The sequence below is a fragment of the Flavobacterium pectinovorum genome (genome assembly GCF_900142715.1).
Classification (GTDB): Bacteria; Bacteroidota; Bacteroidia; order Flavobacteriales; family Flavobacteriaceae; genus Flavobacterium; species Flavobacterium pectinovorum.
Genome location: NZ_FRBX01000001.1, coordinates 1,334,119 through 1,357,938, shown reverse-complemented (window position 1 = coordinate 1,357,938; position 23,820 = coordinate 1,334,119). Strand labels below are relative to the sequence as shown.

The following is a 23,820-nucleotide window of genomic DNA, read 5'->3' as shown; positions in this document are numbered from 1 at the left end:
GAAATATTTAATAAAAATATTGTTAACTAAACCTTTAACCAATTACATTAAAAAAAATGAAAAACCCTCCCGCTAAACCAAGTCAGTTAATTACCAGAGAATTTGCTCAGGTATTAAACGTAAATTACAACAAAAAGAAAGCCGATTTAAAAATCGGTAAGTCTGCTAAAAAAGAAGAAAAAGAAGAAGCAAATGCCATTTGGTATTCGATAGAAGCTTTAGAAAGTTACATTCATTATGTAAAAACTCAGGGCGCACAAGATGGCTACAATGTTGATGGCATTCGTTTTTATTTTGGCGTTTATCCTGAAGATGAAAAACACGAAGAAAAAGCAGGACAAACAACTTTATTTTTAGTCCCGACTGGTAAAAAAATAGAGACTGCCAATACTGCAAAAATTCAAAGCTTTGTTGCCATACAAGATGATGCACCAAGCGATATACAAAGCCTTGAACCAATGAATTATGGAAATATTGGCAGACCGCCAAGTTTAACATATTAAAAAAAATTTATGTTTGAATTTTTAAGATCTTATGTTATCTATTTTGCTTTATTATCAGGAATTATTGGTTTGATTTCATTACACAAACTTCCTGATACTAAAGCAAAATCTTTAGTTATTTTAATTTGGTTTTCGATACTTATAGAAATTGTTGGCTACTATTTTACGTACTGGACAGGTTTATTAAATTATTATGTATATAATTTTTACATGCTTATCAGTATTTCTGCCTACATATTGATTATCAGGAGTCTTTTGCCAAAACGAAATAACAAAATATCAGCCATGCTGTTTTTAATCTTGTTTGTGTTTTCTTTTTTTCTCAACCTTTTATTTTTTGAAAAAGACATGAACAACTCTTTTATTTATAGTTTTGCCGTAGGCGTTTTGGTAGTTATGATATTATCTTGCTTATATTTGGTAGAAATTTTTAATTCAGACAAAATATTAAACTTTAAAAAATCAGTTTTCTTTTGGTATATCTTAGGAATTCTGGTTTTTCATGTACCTTTTTTACCTTTCATGCTTGCCATAAAATGGTTCTTGGTGAAACAGGATGAATCCATTTTTAGTCTGGTATTGTTTATTCTGAATTTTTTAACGCATAGTTGTTTTATCATCGGGTTTTTATGGAGCGAAAAGAAGTACAATTATTAGTTATTTTGTTAGGTATAGTTTTCTTAACTTTACTAATCATTTTGCTTGTCATATTCTTTTATTTCTTAAAGAAAAAAAATAATTATCTCGTTGAAAAAATGGAAGCTAATCTTTATTTTCAATCAGAATTAATCAAAACCAGAATTGAAATAAAAGATCAGACGCTTTCTGAAATCAGTAAAGAACTTCATGACAATATTGGGCAAATCGTCTCAGTTGGTATTATGCAGCTTAATATGTATCTCAACAGCGAAAAACCCATTCAGCAAAGTGAATTAAGTGATTTAAAAGAAATATTAGCCAAATCGCTGGACGAAATTCGAATTCTGTCCCGAATTATCAATAAAGATAATTTACTGCAAAGCAATTTTATCGAAGCCATAAAACAAGATTTAGAGCGCATAAAAAAACTAAAAAGCATTCAGTATAAATATACTCTTTCCGGAGAAATACCTGAGATTAGCGGAGAACATGATTTGTTTATTTACCGAATTTTTCAGGAAGCTTTGCATAATAGCCTAAAACATTCTCACAGTGATAAATTTGAAGTAAATATTACCACAACAGACGACGTTTTTTGCCTGAAAATTAAGGATTTCGGAATTGGTTACGACGCGCTCAATACAAATTCAGGCCAGGGATTGGGCAATATGAAATTAAGAGCTAAATTAATTGGAGCTACTTTAATTATGGAATCAGACGCATCAGGAACTACCGTAACTTTAGAATACCCTTTAACTAAAACCAATGAAACCTAAAAACAAAATTATTATTGTAGATGATCATTTACTGTTTTCGCAATCGCTTGAACTTTTGATCAATAGTTTTAAAGATTTTGAAGTAATAAACCGCTTTGAAAATGGTAAAGTATTTATTACCTACTTACAGGAAAATGTAGATACCAATGTGGATTTAATTTTACTAGATGTAAATATGCCTGTTTTAGATGGCATTAGCACCATGAAATGGATTAAGGAAAACAGGCCGGAACTTAAAGTTATTGCACTTTCTGTAAATGACGACGAAGAAGTTATCATAAAAATGATTACCAACGGTGCCAAAGGATATTTACTAAAAGATACTTCACCCGAAATATTTAAGGATGGTATTGTATCTGTTATTGAAAAAGGCTTTTATTTTACCGAATTGGTTTCGGGAATGCTGGTGAAGAAAGCCAATGACGATTCAAAAAAAGTCAATTTAAAAGAAAAAGAAATTGTTTTCATAAAACATGCCTGCACTGAGAAAACATACAAAGAAATCGCTTCGGAAATGTGTTTAAGTCCAAAAACAATTGATGGCTACAGAGAGTGTTTATTTGATAAACTAGAAATTAAAACCCGAATAGGCTTAGTGCTATATGCTATAAAACACAAAATTGTCTTAGTTTAACCAACTAAGACAATTTTTTTTTGAACTTAATCAAACGGAATTAATCTGTCGTTTGGTAAGTCGTATTCGTATAATTTACCGTTTGTATCATCAAGATATAACCATTGAATTATATTAGTATGATGCTCAAAATCATTCGATATTCCTAAAACAATATAAGAATGGTTTTCTCTGTCTTTTTCTTCAATTGAATAGCTTAAATCGGCGTTTGCATCTTTTATAGTACTTTTTACCACTTCGCTTTTAGAATTTGCCAGATAATATTCGACTTGTTCGTAGATATGATCTTTAAAATCTGCTGTAAAATCGTTTTTCTCTGAATAGTATTTTATTGGTTTAGGATGTTTTTTTCGAAACAAACTCACATTTCCATCTTTTATTTTTTTTGCATTTACAAGCCATTCAGCAAATTCCAGTTTTTCTCCTTCGCCCGCTTCATAAATGGTATCCATTTTCCAGGATACATCAAGTAAATCTCCTCTTTTAAAAGCTTTGGCATTTGCAAGATCTGTATAAAACGAAATCAGTTTTTTGTCTTTCTGAACCGTAAATAAAGCATAATCTCCATTTCCATCAAAATTAACAAATTGAACAGTATCTTCATAAACCTGTTCCAGCTGTAGCTTCTCGCCAGTTCTTAAATTACTTTTCAGGTTTAAATCTGAAGAATTATCAGTTACATCCTTTACAACTGTTGTATCTTTCTGAATGTTATTATTCAAATTTTCAGCAGTAGTTTCTTTATTGTCTTTACAGGAAAATAATACGGCAAGTAATGCCACACAATACAATTGCTTCATAGTAGGTTTATTTTAAATGATTTGGGTCATTAATAGGTAATTGCAGCAAATATAGGATTATCCTTTATTTTTTCTCTTCCATTTAAAAAAGAAAGTTCCATTAAAAAATTAAACTGAACAATTTCGCCTCCCAATCCATTTACTAAGTCGGCAAGTGCTTTTGCTGTTCCGCCGGTTGCAAGAACATCATCGTGAATTAAAACTTTATCGCCTTTTTTGATAGCATCAATATGTATTTCTAAAGAATCAGTTCCATATTCTAATTCATAAGAAGCAGAAATTGTTGTAAAAGGAAGCTTTTTAGGTTTACGTACAGGAACAAAACCTGCATTTAAACGATCGGCCAATAACATTCCGAAGAAAAAACCGCGACTCTCTGCTCCTATTACCACATCAATTTTCTGTCCGTTTAAAGAATTTAGCAATATTTTAAGGCATTCTTCTCTTGCAATAGGATCATTTAGTAGCGGAGTGATATCTTTAAATAAAATTCCTTCTTTAGGAAACCCCTGAATATCACGTATATAATTTTCAATCTTCATTTTTTTTTATTTTTATGTTATTTTTCGTTTGTATATGTCACATTTATGCCTATATTTGCACCCGCTAACAGCAATCAACAAAGGTATAAAAAATACCTTATTGAAAAACAAAAGGCCTCGTGGCGCAACTGAATAGCGCACTTGATTACGGCTCAAGAGGTTACTGGTTTGAATCCAGTCGAGGTCACAAAATTAAAATCCCATTTCTAACGAAATGGGATTTTTTTTGCTTTTTTTTTTATTAGCCTGTGAATAACAATATTTCCTGATGTTAGGATTTGGGATGATACTGATTCAATTTCTTTTAGTTTTTGGTTGCATCTTATAATTTGGAACCTTTATTACCCTTTACTTTTTAATTATCTTATTAGAAGTCTATATTTTTACTATGATAAAGTGAAATAATGAAAATAAATTTAAGGATATGACTAAAGTAAATTTTCTGCGAAAAGTATTATTTGTTCTATTTTTAATTTTCTGTATTCAGAAAATTAACGCTCAAGCCACGCCTTTAAGCAAAGCAAAACCAATTCCCGGGAAAGAAAATTGGCAGCCTGCAGTTCCTAATCCTGAGCAGGAAAAAATTGCAATTGATAAACTGGCGGCACTTAAAAAGAAAACAGGTAAAAAACCCAATATTGTTTGGTTTTTAATTGATGATATGGGATTTGGTGATCCGGGATTTAATGGCGGCGGCGCTTCTATTGGAGCAGCAACACCCAACATGGATCGATTAGCACGAGAAGGTTTATTATTAACTTCTACCTATTCGCAACCTACCTGCACTCCTACCCGCTCGGCAATTCTAACTGGACGCATTCCAGCCAGAACTGGGTTGACAAGACCTATTTTAGCCGGCGATGTTTTAACAGCAAATCCCTGGGCAGATGAAATTAGTTTACCTAAAATACTAAGTCAGTCAGGTTATAAAACCGTCTTGACCGGAAAATGGCATGTAGGAGAATTAGAAGGCATGCGACCGTTTGAGGTTGGTTTTGATGAATATTACGGGTATTATGCTGCCGAAAAAGAAATCACACAATCTTTTGATAAACGACGTTATCCTGATTTGGTTTTGGATCCTTTCAAATTAGAAGCCTACAACAAAATGGGCGCTTCTAAAGATTTGGTTCACGGCAAAAAAGGCGGGAAAGAAGAATTGGTAATCGCTACAAAAAGCACAGACGACATTGCTGAAGCGGATGAAAGACTAGAAGCCTTTTCAATTAAAAAAATACAGGAATTTGCCAAATCCGGAGAACCTTTCTTTTTAGAGCATGCTTTTATGAAAGTTCATACCGATAATTTTGCTTCTAAAAGATTTGAAGGAAAAAGCGACAGTAAATATCCGTACAAAGACGCGGTTGTTGAAGTAGATGCCATTATTGGAGAATTGGTAGCCGAATTAGAAAAAAATGGCTTGCTTGAAAACACTTTTATCTTCATCACATCAGACAATGGTCCGCAAGGAGATTCATGGCCAGATGGTGGCTATACGCCTTTTAGAGGAACAAAGGGATCTGCCTGGGAAGGTGGAACACGTGTTCCGGGTGTTGCGTACTGGAAAGGCATGATTACACCGGGAAGACAAAGCGCCCAGTTATTTGATTTGATGGATTTATACAATACTTCAGCCTTTATTGGTGGTGCAATTGATAAAGTCCCTACAGATCGCCCTATTGACGGTATTAACCAAATTTCTTTCTTATTAGTAGATAACGGTCTCTCAAACCGCGATCGTGTCTATACATGGGTTGAAACGCAGTTAATGTCGGTACGTCTTCATGAATACAAAATGTATTTCAATATAACGGAATCTGATGATCCCCATTTAATGATCGATCAGTCTACCGTTACTAAAACCGGACTTGCTCCATGGTTGTTTAACTTGTATGTTGATCCAAAAGAATCTCGTGTTATGGGTCACGCACTTAATGCCTGGACGGCTTCCCTGGCCGCTGAAGCAAAATATCACGCCGCTAGTTTTGTAAAATTTCCTCCTAAAAAAGTGGGATTGGGTCAATAATACAAAAATAAAATCTCCTTCAATGAAGGAGATTTTATTTATAAATAATTGATAGACAAATTATTTCATTGCAAATACCGTAACATCTGCTTTACCATTTAAAAAGCCTTTGGTATCATACCAGAACTCAATTGATTTTAATTTTCTTTTTCCACCTTTTAAATCAATAACCCTGCTTTCTCCTCCTTTAGGTATTTCTACTCTCGTATTGATATTTTCTGGCGCACCATCATCATAACGAGCCACTAAACGTTGAATATTGACAGGGGAATCGGTTACTTTAAACTTAATTTTTCTATAATAATCGTGTGGACCGGGAACATTAAGTGCATCATGATCTGCCGTATGTTTGGCATGGACCGTTCCTAGAACTCGCCAACTTCCAGCTTTAACGTTGTTATTATGGTGAGGATGAATAACCTTTTGTGCTTGTAGAGTATTAAAACTAAAAGCACCGATACAAATCAATATTAAGATGTGTTTCATTATAATCATTTTTTAATTAAACGCTAAACCATTTTTCTCACAAATCTATATTGTATATTCTCTTACTTCTTCCTTCCTGCCTTTCTCTACTCTCTTGAGCATCTCCAAAAAATTACTCCGGTTTCTGCAACTTTTTCAAATTAGCATAAGAAATAACAGCTGTAATCCTGATCATATTGGATTGGGCACCATTATCACCTGCAATTATTCCTCCGTAGGAGGCATTCAAACCTAACATTTTCATTACCTGATATCCGGCAGTAATTCCTCCGCCCAAAATATTCTGTTTATCATTTTGATCAACTCCATCTAATTTCACATCACCTCCATATTGATATCTTAAATCGGCACTAAGCCAGAAGTTATCAGTAAAATTATGTGATAAGTGATTCTCTACTGAGTATAAAGCATGTTGTTGTGACTTATTAGCCATTGAAATGAATAAAGGATCATTATTAGGCGTATACATATGAATAGCAGGATAAATTTCAAGCCAGGTTGGTCTTTTAGGATCTTTACTTAACCAAAGATCTATAGGGAAACCCAGTTCAAAAGTTAATCTGTTAGAACCTAAATTAAGCGGTTTTGTACTGTCGTAGGAACCAGAATACCATAATCTGCCATAAAACATCATCGAGAATGTCTTTTTTTCATAGTGACTGTATTCAATAACATTCAAAGCAGGCTGATTTACCAGTCCGATTTTAAAACCTATAAAACCATCCGCAAAACCAGACGAACTTAAATGCGGAGCAGGAAGTCCGGGCTGGCTGGCTTGTAAAGTTCCGGACACAGAACCCGGCACCGCATTTAGCATTACCTGAGCATATCTATTAGCCAAACCAAAATTATAAACCAATGTTAGCGGAAAGGCATCAATATGCAAATCGGCATCTTTAATAAGTACATTCCCCGGAGTGATATTTTGGTTCATTCCCATCCATTTTGGAAGAAATGCAAAAGTGTTTTTTGGACTCCATAATAAATTTCTTGGTCCATCGCCTTGTGCTATTGCTGATAAACTAACACTTAAAAATACAATTAAACTTAAACCAAAATTGAAACTTACTTTTCGCATATATTTTATTATTAAATTATAATAAATTTACTTTTACACTATTGATCTTTCCTTCAAACTTATAAGGAGCCTTTTTATAATAGCGCATCGAAACGGAGCCTCCTAAATCTTCGCCAACATCAAAAGTTTCACTCGCTGTAAAAGCCGCAGGAACTGTTCGTTTTACTTCGCCTTTGGCATATTCTTTTCCATCAATTGTAATGGTAACTTCAGCTGGAGCACCGGGTTTTGCTATTGTAGTCAAAACCTCAATGGTATGTTTTCCTGCCGGTATTTTTTTATCGGATTCAACCGTATATCTTTCAATAATTAGCATGTTGTATTCGTAAACTAATTTTCCGTTTTCCATGAATAAAGTAACGCCTCCTCCATTGCCACCCAATGCATATAATACTCCTGAAGTATTCTCTTTTATCTCCATATCAATTAAAACTTTGTTGCTTTTTTTTCCTAAACCGGGCGCACTAAACTCTGGCATTCTTTTCGTGTTTTCATCAAAAACCCATGAATTATAAGGCGATCTAATTACATCTTCCGGATGAATACGCAGCCAAATTCCGGCACCAATTGGATAATCTTTATTGTCTTTCGCCTGTGTATTGAAAATCTCTTTGAGTTCTTTTAGTTTCTCCGGATTTTTGGTCGCTAAATCATTAAACTGAGTAAAATCTTCTTTGATGTTGTAAAGTTCCCAAACATCCTTTTTTGAATCCCATTCTGCCAAACCTTTCTGAGCGGGAATCCAAGGATATAAAGGTCCGAAAGTACAAGCGTACCAACCATCTTTGTAAACACCACGGCTTCCGTTATTATCAAAAAACTGAATTTTGGATACTTCTTTTGCTTTAGCATCATTAAACGTATATTTCATACTCACACCGTCCAATGGCATTTGGTCAAAACCATTGACTACTTTTGGTGCTTTTATACTTAAAATATCATAAATCGTTGGCACAATATCGTTTATGTGATGAAATTGACTTCTAGGAGTTTTATCTGGCTTAATCATTTTTGGCCATCTTATCACCATGGCGTTTTGAGTTCCTCCAAAATGAGAAGCAACCAGTTTTGTAAACTTAAAAGGCGTATTTCCAGCCCAAGCCCAGGAAGAATGATAATTATTTTCTAACAGAGACCCTCCAATAGCATCCAGACCTCCTAATTTATCTAAGGCGGCCAATTGCTGTTCAATAGTATTTGAAACGCCATTTTGAGCTAATAATTCGCTGATAGAGCCATTTTGTCCTTCGGCACTTGATCCATTATCTCCCCAGATAAAAAACACGATCGTATTGTCTTTTTGTCCATTCGCTTCAAGTGCATCTAAAACTCTTCCTACTTCATGATCGGCGTGTTCTACATATCCGGCAAAAACTTCCATCATTCTGATTTGGAAAGCTCTTTCGGATTGTGGAATACTTTCCCATGAAGCCATAGTTTTATCACGTGCAGTAAGTTGTGCACTTTTCGGAATCCATCCTAATTCTTTTTGGCGTTTGAAAACCTTTTCACGATATGCATCCCAACCATCATCAAATTTTCCTTTGTATTTATCAGCCCATTCCTTAAAAATATGATGCGGTGCATGACCAGCACCCGGAGCGAAATACAGTAAAAAGGGTTTATCAGCCGCATATGCTTTATGCTGACTCATCCAGGTAATAGCGTGATCAGCCAAATCGGTTGTTAAATGGTAATTTTCTGTTTTTGGAGGCTCAACCGGTGTAAAATCATTAACCAAACGCGGTTCATATTGCGAAGTTTCTCCGGCAAGAAACCCATAAAAGTGCTGAAATCCATAATTTACCGGCCAATAATCAAAGGGTCCGGCAACAGTAGTTTGATTGGCAGGCGTATTGTGCCATTTTCCAAAAGCGGAAGTACTGTAACCATAATTCTTTAAAACTTCTGCAAAGGTCGCTGCTTCTTTTGGAATAATTCCTGTATATCCGTCCCAATCAACGGCCCTTTCGGCAATAGTTCCGCTGCTGACTCTGGTATGATTACGTCCTGTAAGCAAGGCGGCACGTGTTGGCGAACATATAGAAGTGGTGTGAAATTCATTGTAAGCAATTCCCTCACTATAGACTTTTGACAAGGTTGGCGTATTGACACCACCGCCAAAAGTAGCAGGAGTACCAAAACCGACATCATCCATTAAAACAATAATAATATTTGGAGCATCTTTCGGTAAATGCTCGGGCTGGGCCCTGCGTTTATGCGTGCTTTCTGCAAGCGTTTCATTGGCAGTACTGGCACTTGGAACTGGTGGAAAAGGTAATACTTCCTGGGCATGTATATTGAACATTCCACTTAATACAAATAACAAAATGAAAAATTTTTCTTTACGAAAAAATTCAGAAAAAGATATTTTTCCAAAATTTTTGAACTCTTTTAAATAAATTTCAATCATACATACGCGATTTAAAATATTATACATAAAAAAATCACTGAAAATTCTTGCAAATTTCACTGCAGCTAAATTAGATTAAATTAATAGGACCGCTAAATAAAAGGATGAAATTATGGGTTCATTTTATAATATGAAACCAATTTCTAACTGAATTTAATTTGAATTTTGTAAATGTAAATAGTGACACAAGTAAATATCATAAAAGAAGTGAAGCGGATATCGTTTTTCCAAAGAAATTTAAATCAATCCCCAACAGGACATCCAAACCAAATTCTTTAAGCCAATGAAAGTCATACCCTACCAGTAGTAAGCCAATCTCTTCAAATCTTCCATAAAATTTATAGAAATTTGTTCCGTCGAGGTCACAAAAAGAGACAACTATAATAGTTGTCTCTTTTTTTTTACACACTAATATGTAGATTTTTCAAGCCTTTACAACCTAACATTTCATGGTTCGAGTTTTTCTAGTTTGTTTGAAATAAACAATCTAAAAGTGGTTTTATCTGAGATTTAAAGAGCTGAACGGTGGTTCGAGGTCCAGTTAAGGATATAGGATTTTTTCTCTTTTAGTTTATACAGTTTTTTGATGTTAAATATAAAATAATTCCAAAATGGACTTAAAATACATTTTCTGTCACAAAAGCTAAGGCGAATTTCAAATAAATAAACCATCGCGGAACTATCCGTAGAGATTTTTTATCTCCGACATAACAAAGGTACTTTGGGTACTCCCTATACTTTCAACTGATCCCAATTTATTAAACACAAAATCCTGATAATGCTTCATGTCTTTGGCAGAAACCTTCATTAAAAAATCGTAATCACCAGAGATATTGTAACATTCTACAACTTCTTCTATTTTCATAATATCACTAACAAACTGATTGCCAATATTACGATCGTGTTGTTTAAGTTTGATATTACAGAAAACAATGAATCCCCTGTTTAATTTTTCTGCATCAAGCAGGGCAATATATTTTTTTATATAACCATTGTTTTCCAATCTTTTAATTCGCTCAAAAACAGGCGATGCCGAAAGATTTACCATCTTAGCAAGCTCTTTTACAGTATATTTAGAATTATCGTGAAGTATATTTAATAACTGAAGATCAATATCGTCTATTTGTTCCATAGAATATTTACTTTAAAGAGGTTTAATTTATTTTTCAAAACAGAATAAAATTCTTCAAATATAACCAAAAACAACACAAAAATCTTATTTTGCACAAGTTAAAAAAACAACATACTGCAGCGTTTATCTTCACAGTATAAAAATCTAAAAGGCATTATTTTATAGCAGGGAGCGTTATCCTTGGTACCCTTTATCAAAAAAAGATAAAGGGCCACGTCCTAAATAAAATTATACTTTTTTTCGTCGAGCCATACCCTGAGCGATGATACTAGCGGCAATCAATTGCAAGGCATGGTAAAGCATGAGCGGCAGCAATACGATGCCGGTGATAGTACTGTGCTGAAAAAGTACTTTTGACATAACGGTGCCGTGTACCAATGACTTTTTAGAGCCGCAGAATAAGACAGTAATACGGTCTTCATCTGAAAAACCAAACAGGCGGCTCAGTAGTCCGACACAAAAGAATACGGCAAAAAACAACGCCATCATCCCTGCAGCGAGTCCGGCAAGTTCAAGGGCAGTGAAGCCTTCAAAAAGATGTTCGGAAAATGACTTGCAAAACGACGTGTAAATAATCGTTAGAATAACTGCCTGATCGAAATATTTGAGCTGTTTCTTGTATTTTTCGGCAATGGCGCCGAAACGGGAATTGAGACTTATGCCAATGATGACAGGCAGCAAAACTTGAAGAATCAACTTTATGACGATTTGAGTGACATCAAAATCGCCTGTCGCAGAAGCAATAAACATCCCAACCCAGAGAGGCGTAACGACTACTCCAATCAAACTGGAAATGCTTGCATTGAAAATGGCTGCAGGAATGTTTCCCTTAGCAATGGAAACCATGACCACCGAAGATGAAACTGTGGACGGTAATGCTGCCAAAAAAAATACGCCCAGCCAAAGCAACTCGAAGCCGTTATTAACAAACAACGGGCGAAATGCCAAAACAATGAGCGGAAAAAATAAAAAGGTTGTCAACTGTACGATAATGTGCATTTTCCAGTTGGAAAGTCCGGCTTTTAGTTTCTCAACACTCAGTCGCATACCATAAAACAAGAAAATCAAGGAAACCCCAGCATTGGCAATCTCCTCCAGCGAAACAGGTTCTTTGACCATGCCTGGCTTTGGCAAAAAATAAGCCATCAAAATCATGGTGGCTATCATTAACAGGAAACCGTCGAAACCTGCTTTTTTTAATACTTCTAATAATTTCTTCAATGTGTTTAAATATTATTCCTCCGTGGAGGCACGGAATTCATTATTAATATATTGAGACTAAATCCCAAGTTCTTTACGTATAATTTCTGCTCCTGCGCTTAAAGCACTTAACTTGCCTCTGGCTATGTTTCGAGATAGCGGGGCCATACCGCAGTTTGTAGAAGGGTAAAGATTTTCGGCATCTACAAACTCAAGAGCTTTACGCAGGGTATCAGCTACTTCTTCTGGTGTTTCGATAGTATTGGTTGCCACATCAATGGCACCGACCATTACTTTTTTACCGCGAACAAGTTCCATTAAATTTAAAGGCACATTGGAGTTGTGACATTCTAAAGACACCACATCAATTTTAGATTTTTGAATTTTCGGAAAAATTTCTTCATATTGTCGCCACTCTGAACCTAATGTCTTTTTCCAATCAGTATTTGCCTGTATTCCATAACCATAACAAATATGGACCGCAGTTTGACAATGTAAGCCTTCAATGGCTCTTTCTAATGCTGCCATTCCCCAATCGTTTACTTCATCAAAGAACACATTAAATGCAGGTTCATCAAACTGGATAATATCTACACCTGCGTCTTGAAGTTCTCTTGCTTCTTCATTGAGTGCTTTCGCAAATTCCCACGCCAATTTTTCCCGGCTTTTATAATGGTCGTCGTACAAGGTATCTACCATTGTCAGCGGGCCTGGCAATGCCCATTTTATAGGCTTATTAGTCTGTTTACGTAAAAATTTAGCATCTTCAACAAAAACTGCTTTTTGACGTGCAACCTCACCTACAACCACTGGAACACTCGCGTCATAACGGTTACGGATTTTTACTGTTTTACGATTTTCAAAATCTACACCGCTTAAATGCTCGATAAAAGTCGTTACAAAATGCTGGCGTGTCTGCTCGCCGTCACAAATAATATCAAGATCTGCCAATTGCTGTTCCTGCAGAGAAATACGCAAAGCATCTTGTTTTCCTTCAAGTAGCTGATCACCTTCTAATTTCCATGGTGACCAAAGTTTTTCGGGCGGTGCAAGCCAGGCAGGTTTGGGTAAACTTCCAACAATAGAGGTAGGTAATAATAATTTCTTCATAATAGTATAATTTTAATGCGTTGTAATCAATTAAAGGGTAAAATTAGCAGACCATTGTTCCAGGAGACTTTTGTAAGGCTTAATGAAATGCTCTTCTGCATATTTACCCTGTTCAACAGCCAGTCGGCTACGCTCTTCGCGGTCATAAACCACGCGAGTCAGTGAATAATCTTCGTGTTTAAGAGTAGGTTGATAGATTTTCCCAGCTACTGAATTTGCATTGTAAATTTCAGGGCGATAAATCTTCTGGAAAGTCTCCATCGTGCTGATTGAGCTGATTAATCCAAGATCCGTATAATCAGCAAGAAGATCTCCGGAATGATAAAAAGCCATCGGTGCCACACTATTTGGAGGCATGAAAAAACGAACTTTTAAGCCCATTTTAGAGAAATATTCATCAGTGATAGAATACTGATCCTGCAGATACTCAAAACCCAGAACCGGATGCTGATACGCAGTGCGAGTATAAGTTTTGTTGCTCGATACACTTAGACAAATGATTGGTGACATCTTAAAGTGCTCTTTATAAGTGGCTGAATTGACAAAACACTTATAAAGTTTTCCGTGCAAATCACCAAAATTTTCAGGAATACAAAAATTAGCTTTATTTTTATTGTGCTCTATCAATAAAATACTGAAATCATAATCACGAACGTAAGACGAAAAATTATTTCCGGCAATACCTTCGATACGCTGGCTAGTCTTGTGGTCAAAAATATTCGTTTTTAAAACTTCAATCAACGGCAGATTGTTAATACCATTCTTATCATCAATACTCATCGTTACTGTGATGATTTCAAGTTCTACAAGGTAACGATCAGCTTTTGGATTATCCAAATGAGCCAATGCATTGAATCGATTGTTAATCATATTTAAGGCATTACGTAAGTTTTGCTGGCGATTAGCTCCTCTAGCCAGGTTTGCAAAATTGGTTGTCAAACGCGTTTGACTTGAGGGGTGATAGTTTTCATCTAAACAAGTGCTCTCTAATGTGAATGCAAAATTATTCTGGGTGTTTTCAATATCTTGCTTTTCGCTTATTCTTAAATCTTCTTGTATGTTCGCTTTCATTTGATGACAAGGTTTAGTTTTTTTACCCTGCAAATTTGAAAATAAAAGATTTAATATTTTACAAAACAAAAAAAATCAGATAATTATTCTTTTTTAACACTATTTTGAAGATTATTAATCTTTTTATAAATATAATAACAAAGGAAAACAGATAATTATTCTTTAGAGAACTAGGATATGACTGATTTGAAGTTTCCCATAGCAATTCAAGCCTCGAAAAACAAAACAAATAAATTTATATTTGCCAAAATTTAAGACAGACATAGCAATGAATTTGATAGAAAATTTGAAATGGCGCTACGCCACAAAAGCTTACAATAACATTAAAGTAACAGAAGAGAAGATCGATCAGATCTTAGAGGCTATAAATCTTTCAGCATCTTCTTGTGGTCTGCAATCTTATCGTGTTTTTGTTGTAAGCAACCCGGAAATCCAAAAGAAATTAGGTGCTGATTCGTATAATGGACAGATTAGCTCTTGCTCTCATTTGCTGGTTTTTGCGGCATTCACTGACATGTCTTCGACTTACATTGACGATTACATGGCAATGACAGAGAAACAAAGAGGTCTTGATGCTGGTGCCTTATCAGGATTTAGAAATGGACTGCATTCCTATTTCAGCGCTATTAACGCAGAACAAAAAGCTCTTTGGGCAGCCAAACAGGCTTATATTGCACTAGGAACTGCACTTATTGCTGCGGCAGAATTGAGAGTGGACGCCACTCCTATCGAAGGATTTAATGCCGCGACTATCGATGCCGTTTTGGGTTTAAAAGAAAAAGGGCTGCATTCTACCGTTATCCTCGCTTTAGGATATCGGGATTCGGAAAAAGACTATATGGCAGCTATGAAAAAAGTTCGTTTACCTATAGATGAAATGATAACTAAAGTTTATTAATAATCCCCAACAGGACATCTAAATCAAAATATTGAAGACATGTAAAGACAGCCTCTACTTCCAATAAGCCAATCTCTTCAAATCTTCCATAAAATGTTTTGGAATTTGTATCGTAGAGGTCACCACAGCCAAATGGCGTCAATTGAAGACAATTGACGCCATTTTTTTATTCATACTATTAAATAAAATAACTTTGAATCATTTTTGCTTTTATTTTCTATTTTAGAATCGTGCTAAAAATAAAGAAGCAAATTGCAAAAGAATACATATTTACATGAAAAATTAGATAAATTTAAATTTATTATGTGATAACTTAGCAAGATTCGAACACAACGAATATAGCTGAAATTATGTTTATAGTCTCCGAGATTGTTTTCGATTGCTTAAGATTGATTTTTAAAATGAAATCCCATCTTTCCACATGGTCATTACTTCCTCTTCACTGCGGGGTAATAATTTATCTAAAGTCTGCACAGCATCTGCCTGTACCTCTTCTATAAATGATCTGAGATTTTTGTTATATGTATCAAACGCCTGTTGATAATCATTTTGGCATAGAGCAAATGCGTCAGCCAAAGCAGTTGCTCCTATTATTGCCAATGAGCCGCCCATTCCTGCAGCTGGGGAAGCACAGTATCCTGCATCACCGACCAAAGCAACTCTGCCTTTTGTCCAGGACGGCATTTTTATCTGGCAGAATTTATCGAAGTAAAATGCGTTGGAATTCAATAATTCCGATTGAAGTTCATCAGATCGCCAGCCCATACCTTTCATTTGGTTCGATACAATTTCTTTGATCTCTTTCTGATTTCGAAAATCATACGCAATCTCGTTTTCAGACCTAAAAGTAAAAATCACATCAGTCTTGTTATTGTGGGCATAAAGCGCCGCACCTTTATTTGGCTCCGCATACATTTGATACGTGCCATTCTCAACCAATAGTTTATCGACCACGGCAATAGAAAAATACTGCCCTAAATAGTGAGCATATTCAGATTCTTGTCCAAACCAAATTTTCCTGACGGCAGAATGTATTCCATCACATCCAAAGACATAAATATACTGATTTGTAGAGCCATCTTTAAAAGATACTTCGATATGATCCTGAGTTTCATGTATTGCATCAATACTGTTATTGAATAGGATTTCTACATTTGTTTTTATCTGCTCATACATCATGCTTAGTAATGAATCCCTTTCGATTTCAAATTCATCATCGGGCAATTCTTCTCCTGGCTGCCTTAATATCAACCTGTAGCCTGTTTGATCATTGGCATTTTTAAACTCCCACTTTTCAGGACCAATTCTGCGCTTCTTTATCTCTTCAAAAAGTCCCATTCGTTTTACAATCTCCACTGTCTGATCCTTTATATCAACAGGTGTTCCGCCTTTTTTAAGCGCATCACCAAGTTCTACAATAGTTACCTTGTAACCAAATTTATTCATCCAGTAAGCAGTAGTTAACCCAGCAAAACTTGCTCCTGATATCAGCACTTTTTTATTTAGTTCCATTTCCTTTGTTAATTAATATTTACACTGCAAAGCTCATCGATTTACTGCGTACAAAAAATGGTTAAACAAAGTAAGGATTGGACTAATCGTGGTTTTTTCTTCTGAATGTTATTGCCGAAATTCCTGTTACTTTAGAAAATAAACGCGTGAAATAAGGATAATCAGAATATCCAAGTTCGAAGGCAATTTCTTTTACAGATTTATCAGTATGATAAAGAAGACGTTTCGCTTCTAAAATGATTCTGTCCTGAATAAGGTAAGAAACAGAATAGCCGGTACTTTCTTTTACACACTCGTTTAGATAAGATGTAGAAATGTGCAGTAGAGCAGCATATTCACCAGGACGTTTTAAAGTACAGTAATTTTTTTCAAGCAATTTTCTGAAAGTTTTGGCCACTTTATCAAATCTTGAAAAATTATCTTCTAACTTTTTTATAATTAAAAATTGTGATAGTAAAAAACCAATCAATGTATTACAACTGTCTTTTAATAGTGGAAAATACATTTTACTCTCCTTTTGTCTGTAAAACTTAAGACAAAGCAAAAAGATGCTCGATATGGTTAAGGAATCTTCGCGGCTTAAGGATAATGGAGCGGTCGGGCTAAGATCTTCTAATATCTTTAGGTATCCTTCATTTAGGTTTGCATTGCTAATAGACATTGTACACACAATAATATCATCAATATCCAGCATTTTATGTACCTGATCTGGATGAAGGTATACTACTGCCGGAGACGAAATACAATAGGTTTGAAAATCGATTTCAATTGTAACCTCGCCTTGTTCAAGGATATGAAATGTGTATCCTTCATCCCGATGCGCCTGAGTTGCCTCTTCTTCCTGATTCGAAGTTTTAAAATCAGACTTTTTAATACTGTTTTTATCAATTGAAATACCTAACCTGAAGGTATTATCCATAGTATTAACAGGTATCTTATTTTTATTTTTTCGCATGCGAAAGGATTAGACAAATCACGGTATAAAACTACGTCAAAAATATTGATTTATAAAAAAGCATTTAAGTTTGTTAAGATTTAAATTCTAAACGATTTTATTTTTGTGGCAAAAATCGTGGCAAATCGCAAATGGAGTGGCCTTCAAATTTGCCACATAAAGTGAAGGAAGTTTGTTCTACTTTAAAATAGATTATTATAACTTTTTCTTGCAGTCAAATCAATATTTACATCAATCCCCAACAGGACATCCAAACCAAATTGCTCAAGCCGCTGAAAGTCATGCCCTACCAGTAGTAAGCCAATTTCTTCAAATCATCCATAAAATTTATAGAAATTTGTCCAGTCGAGGTCACAAAATTAAAATCCCATTTCTTATGAAATGGGATTTTTTTATGCGTTTTTCTTGCTATTTGACCTTTCTGTAATCTTATGAAACTCTTAAAATAGTAAAGTTTTAAAACCAAAAATATTCACAATCCCTAAAACTCATGGGAAACTACTTACGATCAAATTCAAATTCTATTTATTCCATTTTTTTACATCGCAATAAATCTTCTGTTTATTAATTATGGTTATATCGCAAGATAAATTCGTAAATTTGTTATTCTTTTTGGAAATTCTATCTTCCTAAAGCCTTACCTTAAATATCAAATTACCAGTTGTCCATAAATCTTGTGAAAGAATCAGAAAGTACAATGCAATATCACTATGAAATAAATACCCCGGAAAGAGATGTACTGCTGCTCTACATTCATCAATACATTCATTTTTCTTCTTCAAGTGAAAAAATACTGCAAAAAAATTTATGGCCAAGTGCTAATGCTTCACTTATATTTAATTTCAAAAAAACAAAATTAAATAACAAATTAAGCCCTATTGTTGCTATAGTAGGATTACATGATAGTATTCATACAATACAACCTGATGAAAATGATATTGATACTATTATAGTTCATTGTTGTCCTGCCGTTTTCTCTATTTTAAATACTACACAGACTTCTTTTCTGACTAATAGTATTATTGATGCAAAAGATGTATTTGGAGAGTCTGTTGACTCACTTGCCACAGCGCTTCAGCTGACAAAAGACACAAAAGAAGGACAAAATTTACTAGATACTTTTTTTACCGGTTTACTTAATAATACTACTGAACAAATTTCTTGTTTTGCAAAACTTGCAGCAACTATTCAAGCAGATCCTGAATATAAAATAGCATTAGGAACAGAGATAAGCTATCGTCATTTATCCCGAATGTTTAAACAGATAATAGGAGTTAACATTCAAACCTACAGGCGTTTAGCCCGATTTGAATTAGCCAGGCAATTGATTATAAAAGAAACCACTCCTTCGTTAACAGATGTTGGCTATCAATCTGGTTATTACGATCAGGCTCATTTTGCAAGAGAATTTAAAAAACTATCCGGTTTAAGAGCTAAATATTTTGGCCCGCTGTGTTCCATTTAATTTTTCAATGTCCATTGTGTACAATTTTATGTTTTTAATGCGAAGTAATTTTGCTTAAAAATATATAACCAATGAAAACAATTATTTATGTAGCCGTTTCAGCTAACGGACTAATTTTACTGACAAGCGAAGGCAATTATCAAATACCAGTCGAGTTATTTCAGGACTGTATAGGTTTAGCGCACCAAACAGGAAATATGGTGATCGGATTAAATACATACCGCCTCTTTTCCAGTAACCCTAATGCTCTTGAAGCCTTTAAAGGAGTAGAAATCGCAGTACTTTCGGCAAATTGCAAAGAAGAACTCGAAGGGGTAACCGTTTTAAAGAATATAGATGCGGTTATGGAATTTTATAAAACAAAAGGATATTCAAAAATATTTGTTGCTGGGGGTACCTATACCTATCAATCTTTTCTTAAAGAAGGTCATGCAGACGAATTTTACATTACCTATCTTCCAATTTTAACAGTATCGGGAGCACTTCTTGTTAGTCAAATCCCCGCTGATAAAATTCTTGAAGTAAAAGAAAACAAACTAATTGCACAAAATATTCTTCAACTTCACTTTACAACAAAATAATGTCAATTTTAGAAAACAATAAAATGAAAAAAGCGATATTATTTGGAGCTAGTGGCTTTGTTGGTTCTGAATTACTTTTGGAATTATTAGACAATCCAATTTACGAAGAAGTAACTATTGTTGTAAGGAAACCATTAAATACTACCCACCCTAAGTTGAGAATTTTACTAGGAGACTTTAATTCTATGCCTGGGCTAATTGAAAAAATTAGTGCGGATATTGTTTTTATTGCGCTTGGTGCCATTCAAAACAGCAAACAAAACTCAGTTGAATTTTATCAAATTGATCATGATTATCCTGTTATAGCAGCAAAAATATTGAAAAAAAATGGAGCAAAATCTGTTTTTCTGGTAACAGCAGCCGGAGCAAATCCAAATTCAAAATTCAAGTATGTAAAAACAAAAGGAGAAACAGAAAGAGACATTATTGCATTAGATTTCGAATTCACCCATATTTTCAGACCTACAATGATTGTTGGAAATCGAAAAGATAAACGTCCGTTCGAAAAAATCGGAATGAAAATATGGAAACTTATTCATCCTGTTTTTATTGGCCGACAGACTGATTACAAAGAAATCGACGGAAAAGAAATTGCAAAAGCAATGAATAATGCTTCTTTAAATCAGACAGAAAAAATTAAGATTTATAATTGGAAAGAGATGAAAATTTACTCCAATTCTAAAGAACAAATTACACTGGTATAAAAAATAATAATAAACTTTTTCTCTAACTTAATTTTCTAAATGAAATAAAATGAATCACATAATTTCTTAAAGCTCAAATTTAGTAGATTTGTATTAATCCATTCCAATCTACAATGAGTGAAAAAGATACCGCCACGAGATCATTATATGATTTGTACATCGAATTAGGTGTATCGGTAGATATGCTTGACCCTAAAGCCGGCTTCGCTGTAGTTAATTTAAACGATGTCGGTTTTGAGCTCCCTTATAAATCGCCTCCATTTCGACCCAACTATTTTTCATTTCTATTTGTAAAAAAAGGTTCCGGACAATACACCATTGACAATCAAACTTTCCTGACAGAACCCGGATCTATTTATTTTACAAACCCAAGTAATTACAGAACCTTTGAATGGAACACAATTGATGAAATTTATCTAATTTGTTTTGATGAAACATTTCTGAAAGAAAATGTACATCAGAATGTTTTTAATGAGTTTTCGTTTTTATTGACCGAAACGGTACAGCCTAAAATATTGAATGCAGTGTTTTATCAGCAAATTGAACAACTCTATCTTCAAATTCATAAGGAATATTTAAACAATTCCAGATACAAATACAAAATAATAGGCAGCTTGTTTGTGGTGTTATTAATAAAGATAAAGGAATATTTTTGGGAAGATTATAATCCTATATATGAAGGTAATCGATCCTCACAGATTGTAAAAGATTTTAAGCGCACATTAGAACAGCATTATCGCGATTTAAGCAGCGGTAAAACTCAGACTGTTTTTAGAGTGCAGGATTATGCCAACGTCCAAAATCTGCATCCCAATTATTTGAGCACGGTAATAAAAAGCAAAACAGGAAAACCTATCGCCACTTGGATTGCCGATAAAACAATATCGGAAGCCAAATCTTTATTACAAAATTCAACAATCTCAATTAAAGAAATTGCTTTCTTGCTAGGTTTTTCAGAAGCGGCACATTTTAGCAATTATTTTAAAAAACATACCAATTCCTCTCCTGTACTCTATCGAAAGGAACAAACCACTCGCTAAAAATTATCACGCCTGCAAATTCAAATTTTGCAGGCTTTTTTATTAATACCCAAGCCATTTCTGGAAAAACTTCAGCTGCAAATTTTAAATATTTAAAATTTGCATACAATGCTTTATTTCTTACAATATTCAACGCTTACCACCGCCATACATTTGTCCTGTCAAATTAAAACAACATTTTAAAATCATTTAAAAAATTAAAATTATGAAAAAATTAAACAACAAAGTAGCGGTAATTACAGGTTCGGTTAGAGGATTAGGAAAAGCAATTGCAGAAAGATATGCAGCAATGGGTGCAGACATCGTAATTAATTATTCCAAAGACAAAACTTCGGCAGATGCGGTTTTAAGTACTATTAAAGCAATGGGGGTAAAAGCAATTGCTGTTCAGGCTGATGTGAGCAAAGTGGCCGATTTGGAAAGATTGTTTGCAGAGGCAAAAGCAGCATTTGGAAAAATTGATATTGTAGTGGCCAATGCAGGAATCGAAATGGTAGAAGTTCCTGTTACTGAATTTACAGAAGAACAATTTGATAAAGTATTTTCTATTAATACTAAAGGAACTTATTTTACGCTTCAGCAGGCTGCGAAACATGTTGAAGATAACGGCAGAATTATTTACATCGCTTCGAGTACTACTTCTTTCCCTGTTCCCGGAATGGCTGTTTACGGAGGAAGTAAAACTACACCAAGATATTTAGTCGATATTTTATCTAAGGAAATAGGACACAGAGGTGTAACCGTGAATTCAATTATCCCATTTGCTGTAGATCACTCTGGAATATTTGCAGAAGCAGACAGCTATCCGGAACTAAGAAAACAACTGTTAGACAGCTGCCCGATGAGACGATTGGCAGAAGTGGAAGATGTAGCAAATGTGGCTGAATTTTTTGCAAGTGATTTATCTTCTTTTGTAAGCGGACAACACTTATTGGTAAATGGTGGGGCTACAAACTAAAATCAAACCGTCTATGAAAACATTAATAATGGGGCTGCTTTTTACTTGCCTCACCTGCGGGCATGCCTCAAATAAATTAGAGAAAGTGAATTTAGATAAAATAAAAAATCAAACGGTAAAAAAAGCCATTGAGGCTTTGCAAAATGCCGATGAAATTACATGGTTTTCATTATTTACTGAAGATGCTCAACTGTATGATGATGGGAATAAAAAGAATTTTAAAAGTTTTTTTGGAAGAGCATTAGGACATGAACAATTTACTTCGATCGACAAAACAGAGAATAATTCACTTGACATTTACGGAAAATTTCATAGTGATGTGTGGGGTAATTTTAAAACTTATTTCAAATTTCAAATCAATAAAGAGGGAACAATTACAAGACTAGATATAGGACAGGCAAATTATTAAGGTTTTCTTTTTTTTAGAATAAACCGTAGAAGCAATCTTTAAAATGTATACGCAATCCTTTAGGATTTGCATTTTTAAAAATAAAAGAATAGCAATCTTTGTATCAACAGATTAAAACAACAAATAATAAATTAAAAAAGATAATTATGAAAAATTTAAACGACAAAGTAATTCTGGTAACAGGAGCTTCCAGAGGAATTGGTGCAGCAGTAGCTAAAAATTTAGCCGAAAGAGGCGCAAAAATTATCGTTAATTATTCCGGTAGCCTGCAAGCTGCAGAAGAAACTGTGAATGCAATTAAAAATGCCGGAGGCGATGCTATTGCTGTTCAGGCAGACGTTAGTAAATCAAACGAAGTAAAAGCAATGTTTGACTTAGCCATTTCTCATTACGGTAAAATTGATGTATTGGTAAACAATGCCGGTATTATGATTACAAAATTGGTAAAAGACACAACAGACGAAGATTTTACAAGACAATTTGATATCAATGTAAGAGGAACTTTCAACACCCTTAGAGAAGCTGCCACAAGATTGGCGGATAATGGAAGTATTATCAATTTTTCTACTTCTGTAAATAGAATCATGTTGCCTACATACAGCACTTATGTCGCTACAAAAGCTGCTGTAGAACAATTAACCCGAGTAATGGCTAAAGAAGTTGGCGCAAGAGGAATCAACATTAACTCTATCTCTCCCGGTCCAACAAATACAGAGCTCTTTACAAACGGAAAACCACAGGAAGTTATAGATAGATTGGCCTCACTTTCTGCTTTTAATCGCCTTGGAGAACCGGAAGATATTGCACAGACAGTTGCTTTTTTAGCCAGCGACGATGCTAAATGGATTACAGCTCAAAACATTGGAGTTAATGGCGGAATGGCATAAC

24 protein-coding genes and 1 tRNA gene are annotated in these 23,820 nt (G+C 34.5%); 14 read left to right on the top strand and 11 right to left on the bottom strand.

Annotated elements, in window-relative coordinates; all coding sequences use genetic code 11:
- The first annotated feature begins 56 nt into the window (after positions 1 to 56).
- The 4 genes from BUE22_RS05865 (at position 57) to BUE22_RS05850 (ending at position 2,552) form a co-directional block, all read left to right on the top strand.
- Positions 57 to 503: a hypothetical protein gene (locus BUE22_RS05865; RefSeq protein WP_073394129.1), complete on the top strand. Its 447-nt coding sequence runs from the start codon at positions 57 to 59 to the stop codon at positions 501 to 503.
- 9 nt (positions 504 to 512) lie between these two features.
- A complete protein-coding gene (locus BUE22_RS05860; RefSeq protein ID WP_073394128.1) occupies positions 513 to 1,160 on the top strand; it encodes a hypothetical protein in 648 nt (215 codons plus the stop codon).
- Between the two features lie 98 nt (positions 1,161 to 1,258).
- Entirely contained in the window at positions 1,259 to 1,918 is a 660-nt protein-coding gene (locus BUE22_RS05855; RefSeq protein ID WP_242607246.1) for a sensor histidine kinase, read from the top strand.
- Entirely contained in the window at positions 1,908 to 2,552 is a 645-nt protein-coding gene (locus BUE22_RS05850; RefSeq protein WP_042567084.1) for a response regulator transcription factor, read from the top strand. The genes BUE22_RS05855 and BUE22_RS05850 overlap by 11 nt, the downstream gene beginning before the upstream one ends.
- Before the next feature lie 26 nt (positions 2,553 to 2,578).
- On the opposite strand, the gene BUE22_RS05845 is transcribed toward BUE22_RS05850, so the two are convergent.
- Positions 2,579 to 3,352 carry a hypothetical protein gene (locus BUE22_RS05845; protein WP_073394127.1) on the bottom strand — a complete coding sequence of 258 codons (774 nt, stop codon included), beginning with the start codon at positions 3,350 to 3,352 and terminating at the stop codon, positions 2,579 to 2,581.
- Between the two features lie 29 nt (positions 3,353 to 3,381).
- Positions 3,382 to 3,894 (bottom strand): adenine phosphoribosyltransferase, encoded by a 513-nt coding sequence (locus tag BUE22_RS05840; RefSeq protein ID WP_073394126.1) that lies wholly within the window; start codon positions 3,892 to 3,894, stop codon positions 3,382 to 3,384.
- 113 nt (positions 3,895 to 4,007) lie between these two features.
- Between BUE22_RS05840 and BUE22_RS05835 the strand changes: the two genes are divergently transcribed.
- Together BUE22_RS05835 and BUE22_RS05830 are read left to right on the top strand one after the other, a co-directional pair.
- A tRNA-Arg gene (locus BUE22_RS05835) sits at positions 4,008 to 4,081 on the top strand.
- Between the two features lie 237 nt (positions 4,082 to 4,318).
- Positions 4,319 to 5,920: an arylsulfatase gene (locus BUE22_RS05830; RefSeq protein ID WP_084540219.1), complete on the top strand. Its 1,602-nt coding sequence runs from the start codon at positions 4,319 to 4,321 to the stop codon at positions 5,918 to 5,920.
- Between the two features lie 60 nt (positions 5,921 to 5,980).
- Here BUE22_RS05830 and BUE22_RS05825 read toward each other — a convergent pair whose 3' ends face one another.
- The 7 genes from BUE22_RS05825 to BUE22_RS05795 form a co-directional block, all read right to left on the bottom strand.
- On the bottom strand, positions 5,981 to 6,406 hold the full coding sequence (locus BUE22_RS05825) for a hypothetical protein (RefSeq protein ID WP_124020517.1): 426 nt from the start codon (positions 6,404 to 6,406) through the stop codon (positions 5,981 to 5,983).
- A 112-nt stretch (positions 6,407 to 6,518) separates the two neighbouring features.
- Entirely contained in the window at positions 6,519 to 7,484 is a 966-nt protein-coding gene (locus BUE22_RS05820) for a transporter (protein ID WP_073394124.1), read from the bottom strand.
- A 16-nt stretch (positions 7,485 to 7,500) separates the two neighbouring features.
- Positions 7,501 to 9,897, bottom strand: coding sequence for an arylsulfatase (locus tag BUE22_RS05815; RefSeq protein WP_207761272.1), 2,397 nt, complete (start codon positions 9,895 to 9,897; stop codon positions 7,501 to 7,503).
- A gap of 679 nt (positions 9,898 to 10,576) precedes the next feature.
- Complete coding sequence (locus BUE22_RS05810) at positions 10,577 to 11,029, bottom strand: Lrp/AsnC family transcriptional regulator (RefSeq protein WP_035644147.1); 453 nt, start codon at positions 11,027 to 11,029, stop codon at positions 10,577 to 10,579.
- Positions 11,030 to 11,257: 228 nt separating this feature from the next.
- Positions 11,258 to 12,250, bottom strand: a complete 993-nt coding sequence (locus BUE22_RS05805) for a bile acid:sodium symporter family protein (RefSeq protein ID WP_073394123.1) — start codon at positions 12,248 to 12,250, stop codon at positions 11,258 to 11,260.
- A 57-nt stretch (positions 12,251 to 12,307) separates the two neighbouring features.
- On the bottom strand, positions 12,308 to 13,339 hold the full coding sequence (locus tag BUE22_RS05800; RefSeq protein ID WP_073394122.1) for a methionine synthase: 1,032 nt from the start codon (positions 13,337 to 13,339) through the stop codon (positions 12,308 to 12,310).
- 30 nt (positions 13,340 to 13,369) lie between these two features.
- Positions 13,370 to 14,410, bottom strand: a complete 1,041-nt coding sequence (locus tag BUE22_RS05795; protein WP_089075962.1) for a DUF1852 domain-containing protein — start codon at positions 14,408 to 14,410, stop codon at positions 13,370 to 13,372.
- Positions 14,411 to 14,678: 268 nt separating this feature from the next.
- On the opposite strand from BUE22_RS05795, the gene BUE22_RS05790 reads away from it, so the two are divergent.
- A complete protein-coding gene (locus BUE22_RS05790) occupies positions 14,679 to 15,308 on the top strand; it encodes a nitroreductase family protein (RefSeq protein ID WP_073394121.1) in 630 nt (209 codons plus the stop codon).
- 396 nt (positions 15,309 to 15,704) lie between these two features.
- On the opposite strand, the gene BUE22_RS05785 is transcribed toward BUE22_RS05790, so the two are convergent.
- Both BUE22_RS05785 and BUE22_RS05780 read right to left on the bottom strand, forming a co-directional pair.
- On the bottom strand, positions 15,705 to 16,820 hold the full coding sequence (locus BUE22_RS05785) for an FAD-dependent monooxygenase (RefSeq protein WP_073394120.1): 1,116 nt from the start codon (positions 16,818 to 16,820) through the stop codon (positions 15,705 to 15,707).
- A gap of 82 nt (positions 16,821 to 16,902) precedes the next feature.
- Complete coding sequence (locus BUE22_RS05780) at positions 16,903 to 17,775, bottom strand: helix-turn-helix domain-containing protein (protein ID WP_073394119.1); 873 nt, start codon at positions 17,773 to 17,775, stop codon at positions 16,903 to 16,905.
- 676 nt (positions 17,776 to 18,451) lie between these two features.
- Between BUE22_RS05780 and BUE22_RS05775 the strand changes: the two genes are divergently transcribed.
- From BUE22_RS05775 to BUE22_RS05745, 7 genes are all read left to right on the top strand, one after another.
- Entirely contained in the window at positions 18,452 to 19,240 is a 789-nt protein-coding gene (locus BUE22_RS05775; protein ID WP_124020516.1) for a helix-turn-helix domain-containing protein, read from the top strand.
- A gap of 71 nt (positions 19,241 to 19,311) precedes the next feature.
- Positions 19,312 to 19,821, top strand: a complete 510-nt coding sequence (locus BUE22_RS05770; protein ID WP_073394117.1) for a dihydrofolate reductase family protein — start codon at positions 19,312 to 19,314, stop codon at positions 19,819 to 19,821.
- A 23-nt stretch (positions 19,822 to 19,844) separates the two neighbouring features.
- The gene (locus tag BUE22_RS05765; protein ID WP_073394286.1) at positions 19,845 to 20,525 is read left to right on the top strand and encodes an NAD(P)H-binding protein; all 681 of its coding nucleotides are present in this window, start codon (positions 19,845 to 19,847) and stop codon (positions 20,523 to 20,525) included.
- A 113-nt stretch (positions 20,526 to 20,638) separates the two neighbouring features.
- Complete coding sequence (locus tag BUE22_RS05760) at positions 20,639 to 21,565, top strand: AraC family transcriptional regulator (RefSeq protein WP_073394116.1); 927 nt, start codon at positions 20,639 to 20,641, stop codon at positions 21,563 to 21,565.
- Positions 21,566 to 21,770: 205 nt separating this feature from the next.
- Positions 21,771 to 22,523 (top strand): SDR family oxidoreductase, encoded by a 753-nt coding sequence (locus BUE22_RS05755; RefSeq protein WP_073394115.1) that lies wholly within the window; start codon positions 21,771 to 21,773, stop codon positions 22,521 to 22,523.
- 13 nt (positions 22,524 to 22,536) lie between these two features.
- Positions 22,537 to 22,932, top strand: a complete 396-nt coding sequence (locus tag BUE22_RS05750; protein WP_243396812.1) for a hypothetical protein — start codon at positions 22,537 to 22,539, stop codon at positions 22,930 to 22,932.
- Between the two features lie 146 nt (positions 22,933 to 23,078).
- A complete protein-coding gene (locus BUE22_RS05745) occupies positions 23,079 to 23,819 on the top strand; it encodes an SDR family oxidoreductase (RefSeq protein ID WP_073394285.1) in 741 nt (246 codons plus the stop codon).
- Position 23,820: the final 1 nt, after the last annotated feature.

What these genes read in the sequence shown, in the direction of transcription:
- BUE22_RS05865 (WP_073394129.1), top strand. Translation starts at nt 57, where the DNA reads ATGAAAAACCCTCCCGCTAAACCAAGTCAGTTAATTACCAGAGAATTT.
- BUE22_RS05860 (WP_073394128.1), top strand. Translation starts at nt 513, where the DNA reads ATGTTTGAATTTTTAAGATCTTATGTTATCTATTTTGCTTTATTATCA.
- BUE22_RS05855 (WP_242607246.1), top strand. Translation starts at nt 1,259, where the DNA reads ATGGAAGCTAATCTTTATTTTCAATCAGAATTAATCAAAACCAGAATT.
- BUE22_RS05850 (WP_042567084.1), top strand. Translation starts at nt 1,908, where the DNA reads ATGAAACCTAAAAACAAAATTATTATTGTAGATGATCATTTACTGTTT.
- BUE22_RS05845 (WP_073394127.1), bottom strand. Translation starts at nt 3,352, where the DNA reads ATGAAGCAATTGTATTGTGTGGCATTACTTGCCGTATTATTTTCCTGT.
- BUE22_RS05840 (WP_073394126.1), bottom strand. Translation starts at nt 3,894, where the DNA reads ATGAAGATTGAAAATTATATACGTGATATTCAGGGGTTTCCTAAAGAA.
- BUE22_RS05830 (WP_084540219.1), top strand. Translation starts at nt 4,319, where the DNA reads ATGACTAAAGTAAATTTTCTGCGAAAAGTATTATTTGTTCTATTTTTA.
- BUE22_RS05825 (WP_124020517.1), bottom strand. Translation starts at nt 6,406, where the DNA reads ATGAAACACATCTTAATATTGATTTGTATCGGTGCTTTTAGTTTTAAT.
- BUE22_RS05820 (WP_073394124.1), bottom strand. Translation starts at nt 7,484, where the DNA reads ATGCGAAAAGTAAGTTTCAATTTTGGTTTAAGTTTAATTGTATTTTTA.
- BUE22_RS05815 (WP_207761272.1), bottom strand. Translation starts at nt 9,897, where the DNA reads ATGATTGAAATTTATTTAAAAGAGTTCAAAAATTTTGGAAAAATATCT.
- BUE22_RS05810 (WP_035644147.1), bottom strand. Translation starts at nt 11,029, where the DNA reads ATGGAACAAATAGACGATATTGATCTTCAGTTATTAAATATACTTCAC.
- BUE22_RS05800 (WP_073394122.1), bottom strand. Translation starts at nt 13,339, where the DNA reads ATGAAGAAATTATTATTACCTACCTCTATTGTTGGAAGTTTACCCAAA.
- BUE22_RS05795 (WP_089075962.1), bottom strand. Translation starts at nt 14,410, where the DNA reads ATGAAAGCGAACATACAAGAAGATTTAAGAATAAGCGAAAAGCAAGAT.
- BUE22_RS05790 (WP_073394121.1), top strand. Translation starts at nt 14,679, where the DNA reads ATGAATTTGATAGAAAATTTGAAATGGCGCTACGCCACAAAAGCTTAC.
- BUE22_RS05785 (WP_073394120.1), bottom strand. Translation starts at nt 16,820, where the DNA reads ATGGAACTAAATAAAAAAGTGCTGATATCAGGAGCAAGTTTTGCTGGG.
- BUE22_RS05780 (WP_073394119.1), bottom strand. Translation starts at nt 17,775, where the DNA reads ATGCGAAAAAATAAAAATAAGATACCTGTTAATACTATGGATAATACC.
- BUE22_RS05770 (WP_073394117.1), top strand. Translation starts at nt 19,312, where the DNA reads ATGAAAACAATTATTTATGTAGCCGTTTCAGCTAACGGACTAATTTTA.
- BUE22_RS05765 (WP_073394286.1), top strand. Translation starts at nt 19,845, where the DNA reads ATGAAAAAAGCGATATTATTTGGAGCTAGTGGCTTTGTTGGTTCTGAA.
- BUE22_RS05760 (WP_073394116.1), top strand. Translation starts at nt 20,639, where the DNA reads ATGAGTGAAAAAGATACCGCCACGAGATCATTATATGATTTGTACATC.
- BUE22_RS05755 (WP_073394115.1), top strand. Translation starts at nt 21,771, where the DNA reads ATGAAAAAATTAAACAACAAAGTAGCGGTAATTACAGGTTCGGTTAGA.
- BUE22_RS05750 (WP_243396812.1), top strand. Translation starts at nt 22,537, where the DNA reads ATGAAAACATTAATAATGGGGCTGCTTTTTACTTGCCTCACCTGCGGG.
- BUE22_RS05745 (WP_073394285.1), top strand. Translation starts at nt 23,079, where the DNA reads ATGAAAAATTTAAACGACAAAGTAATTCTGGTAACAGGAGCTTCCAGA.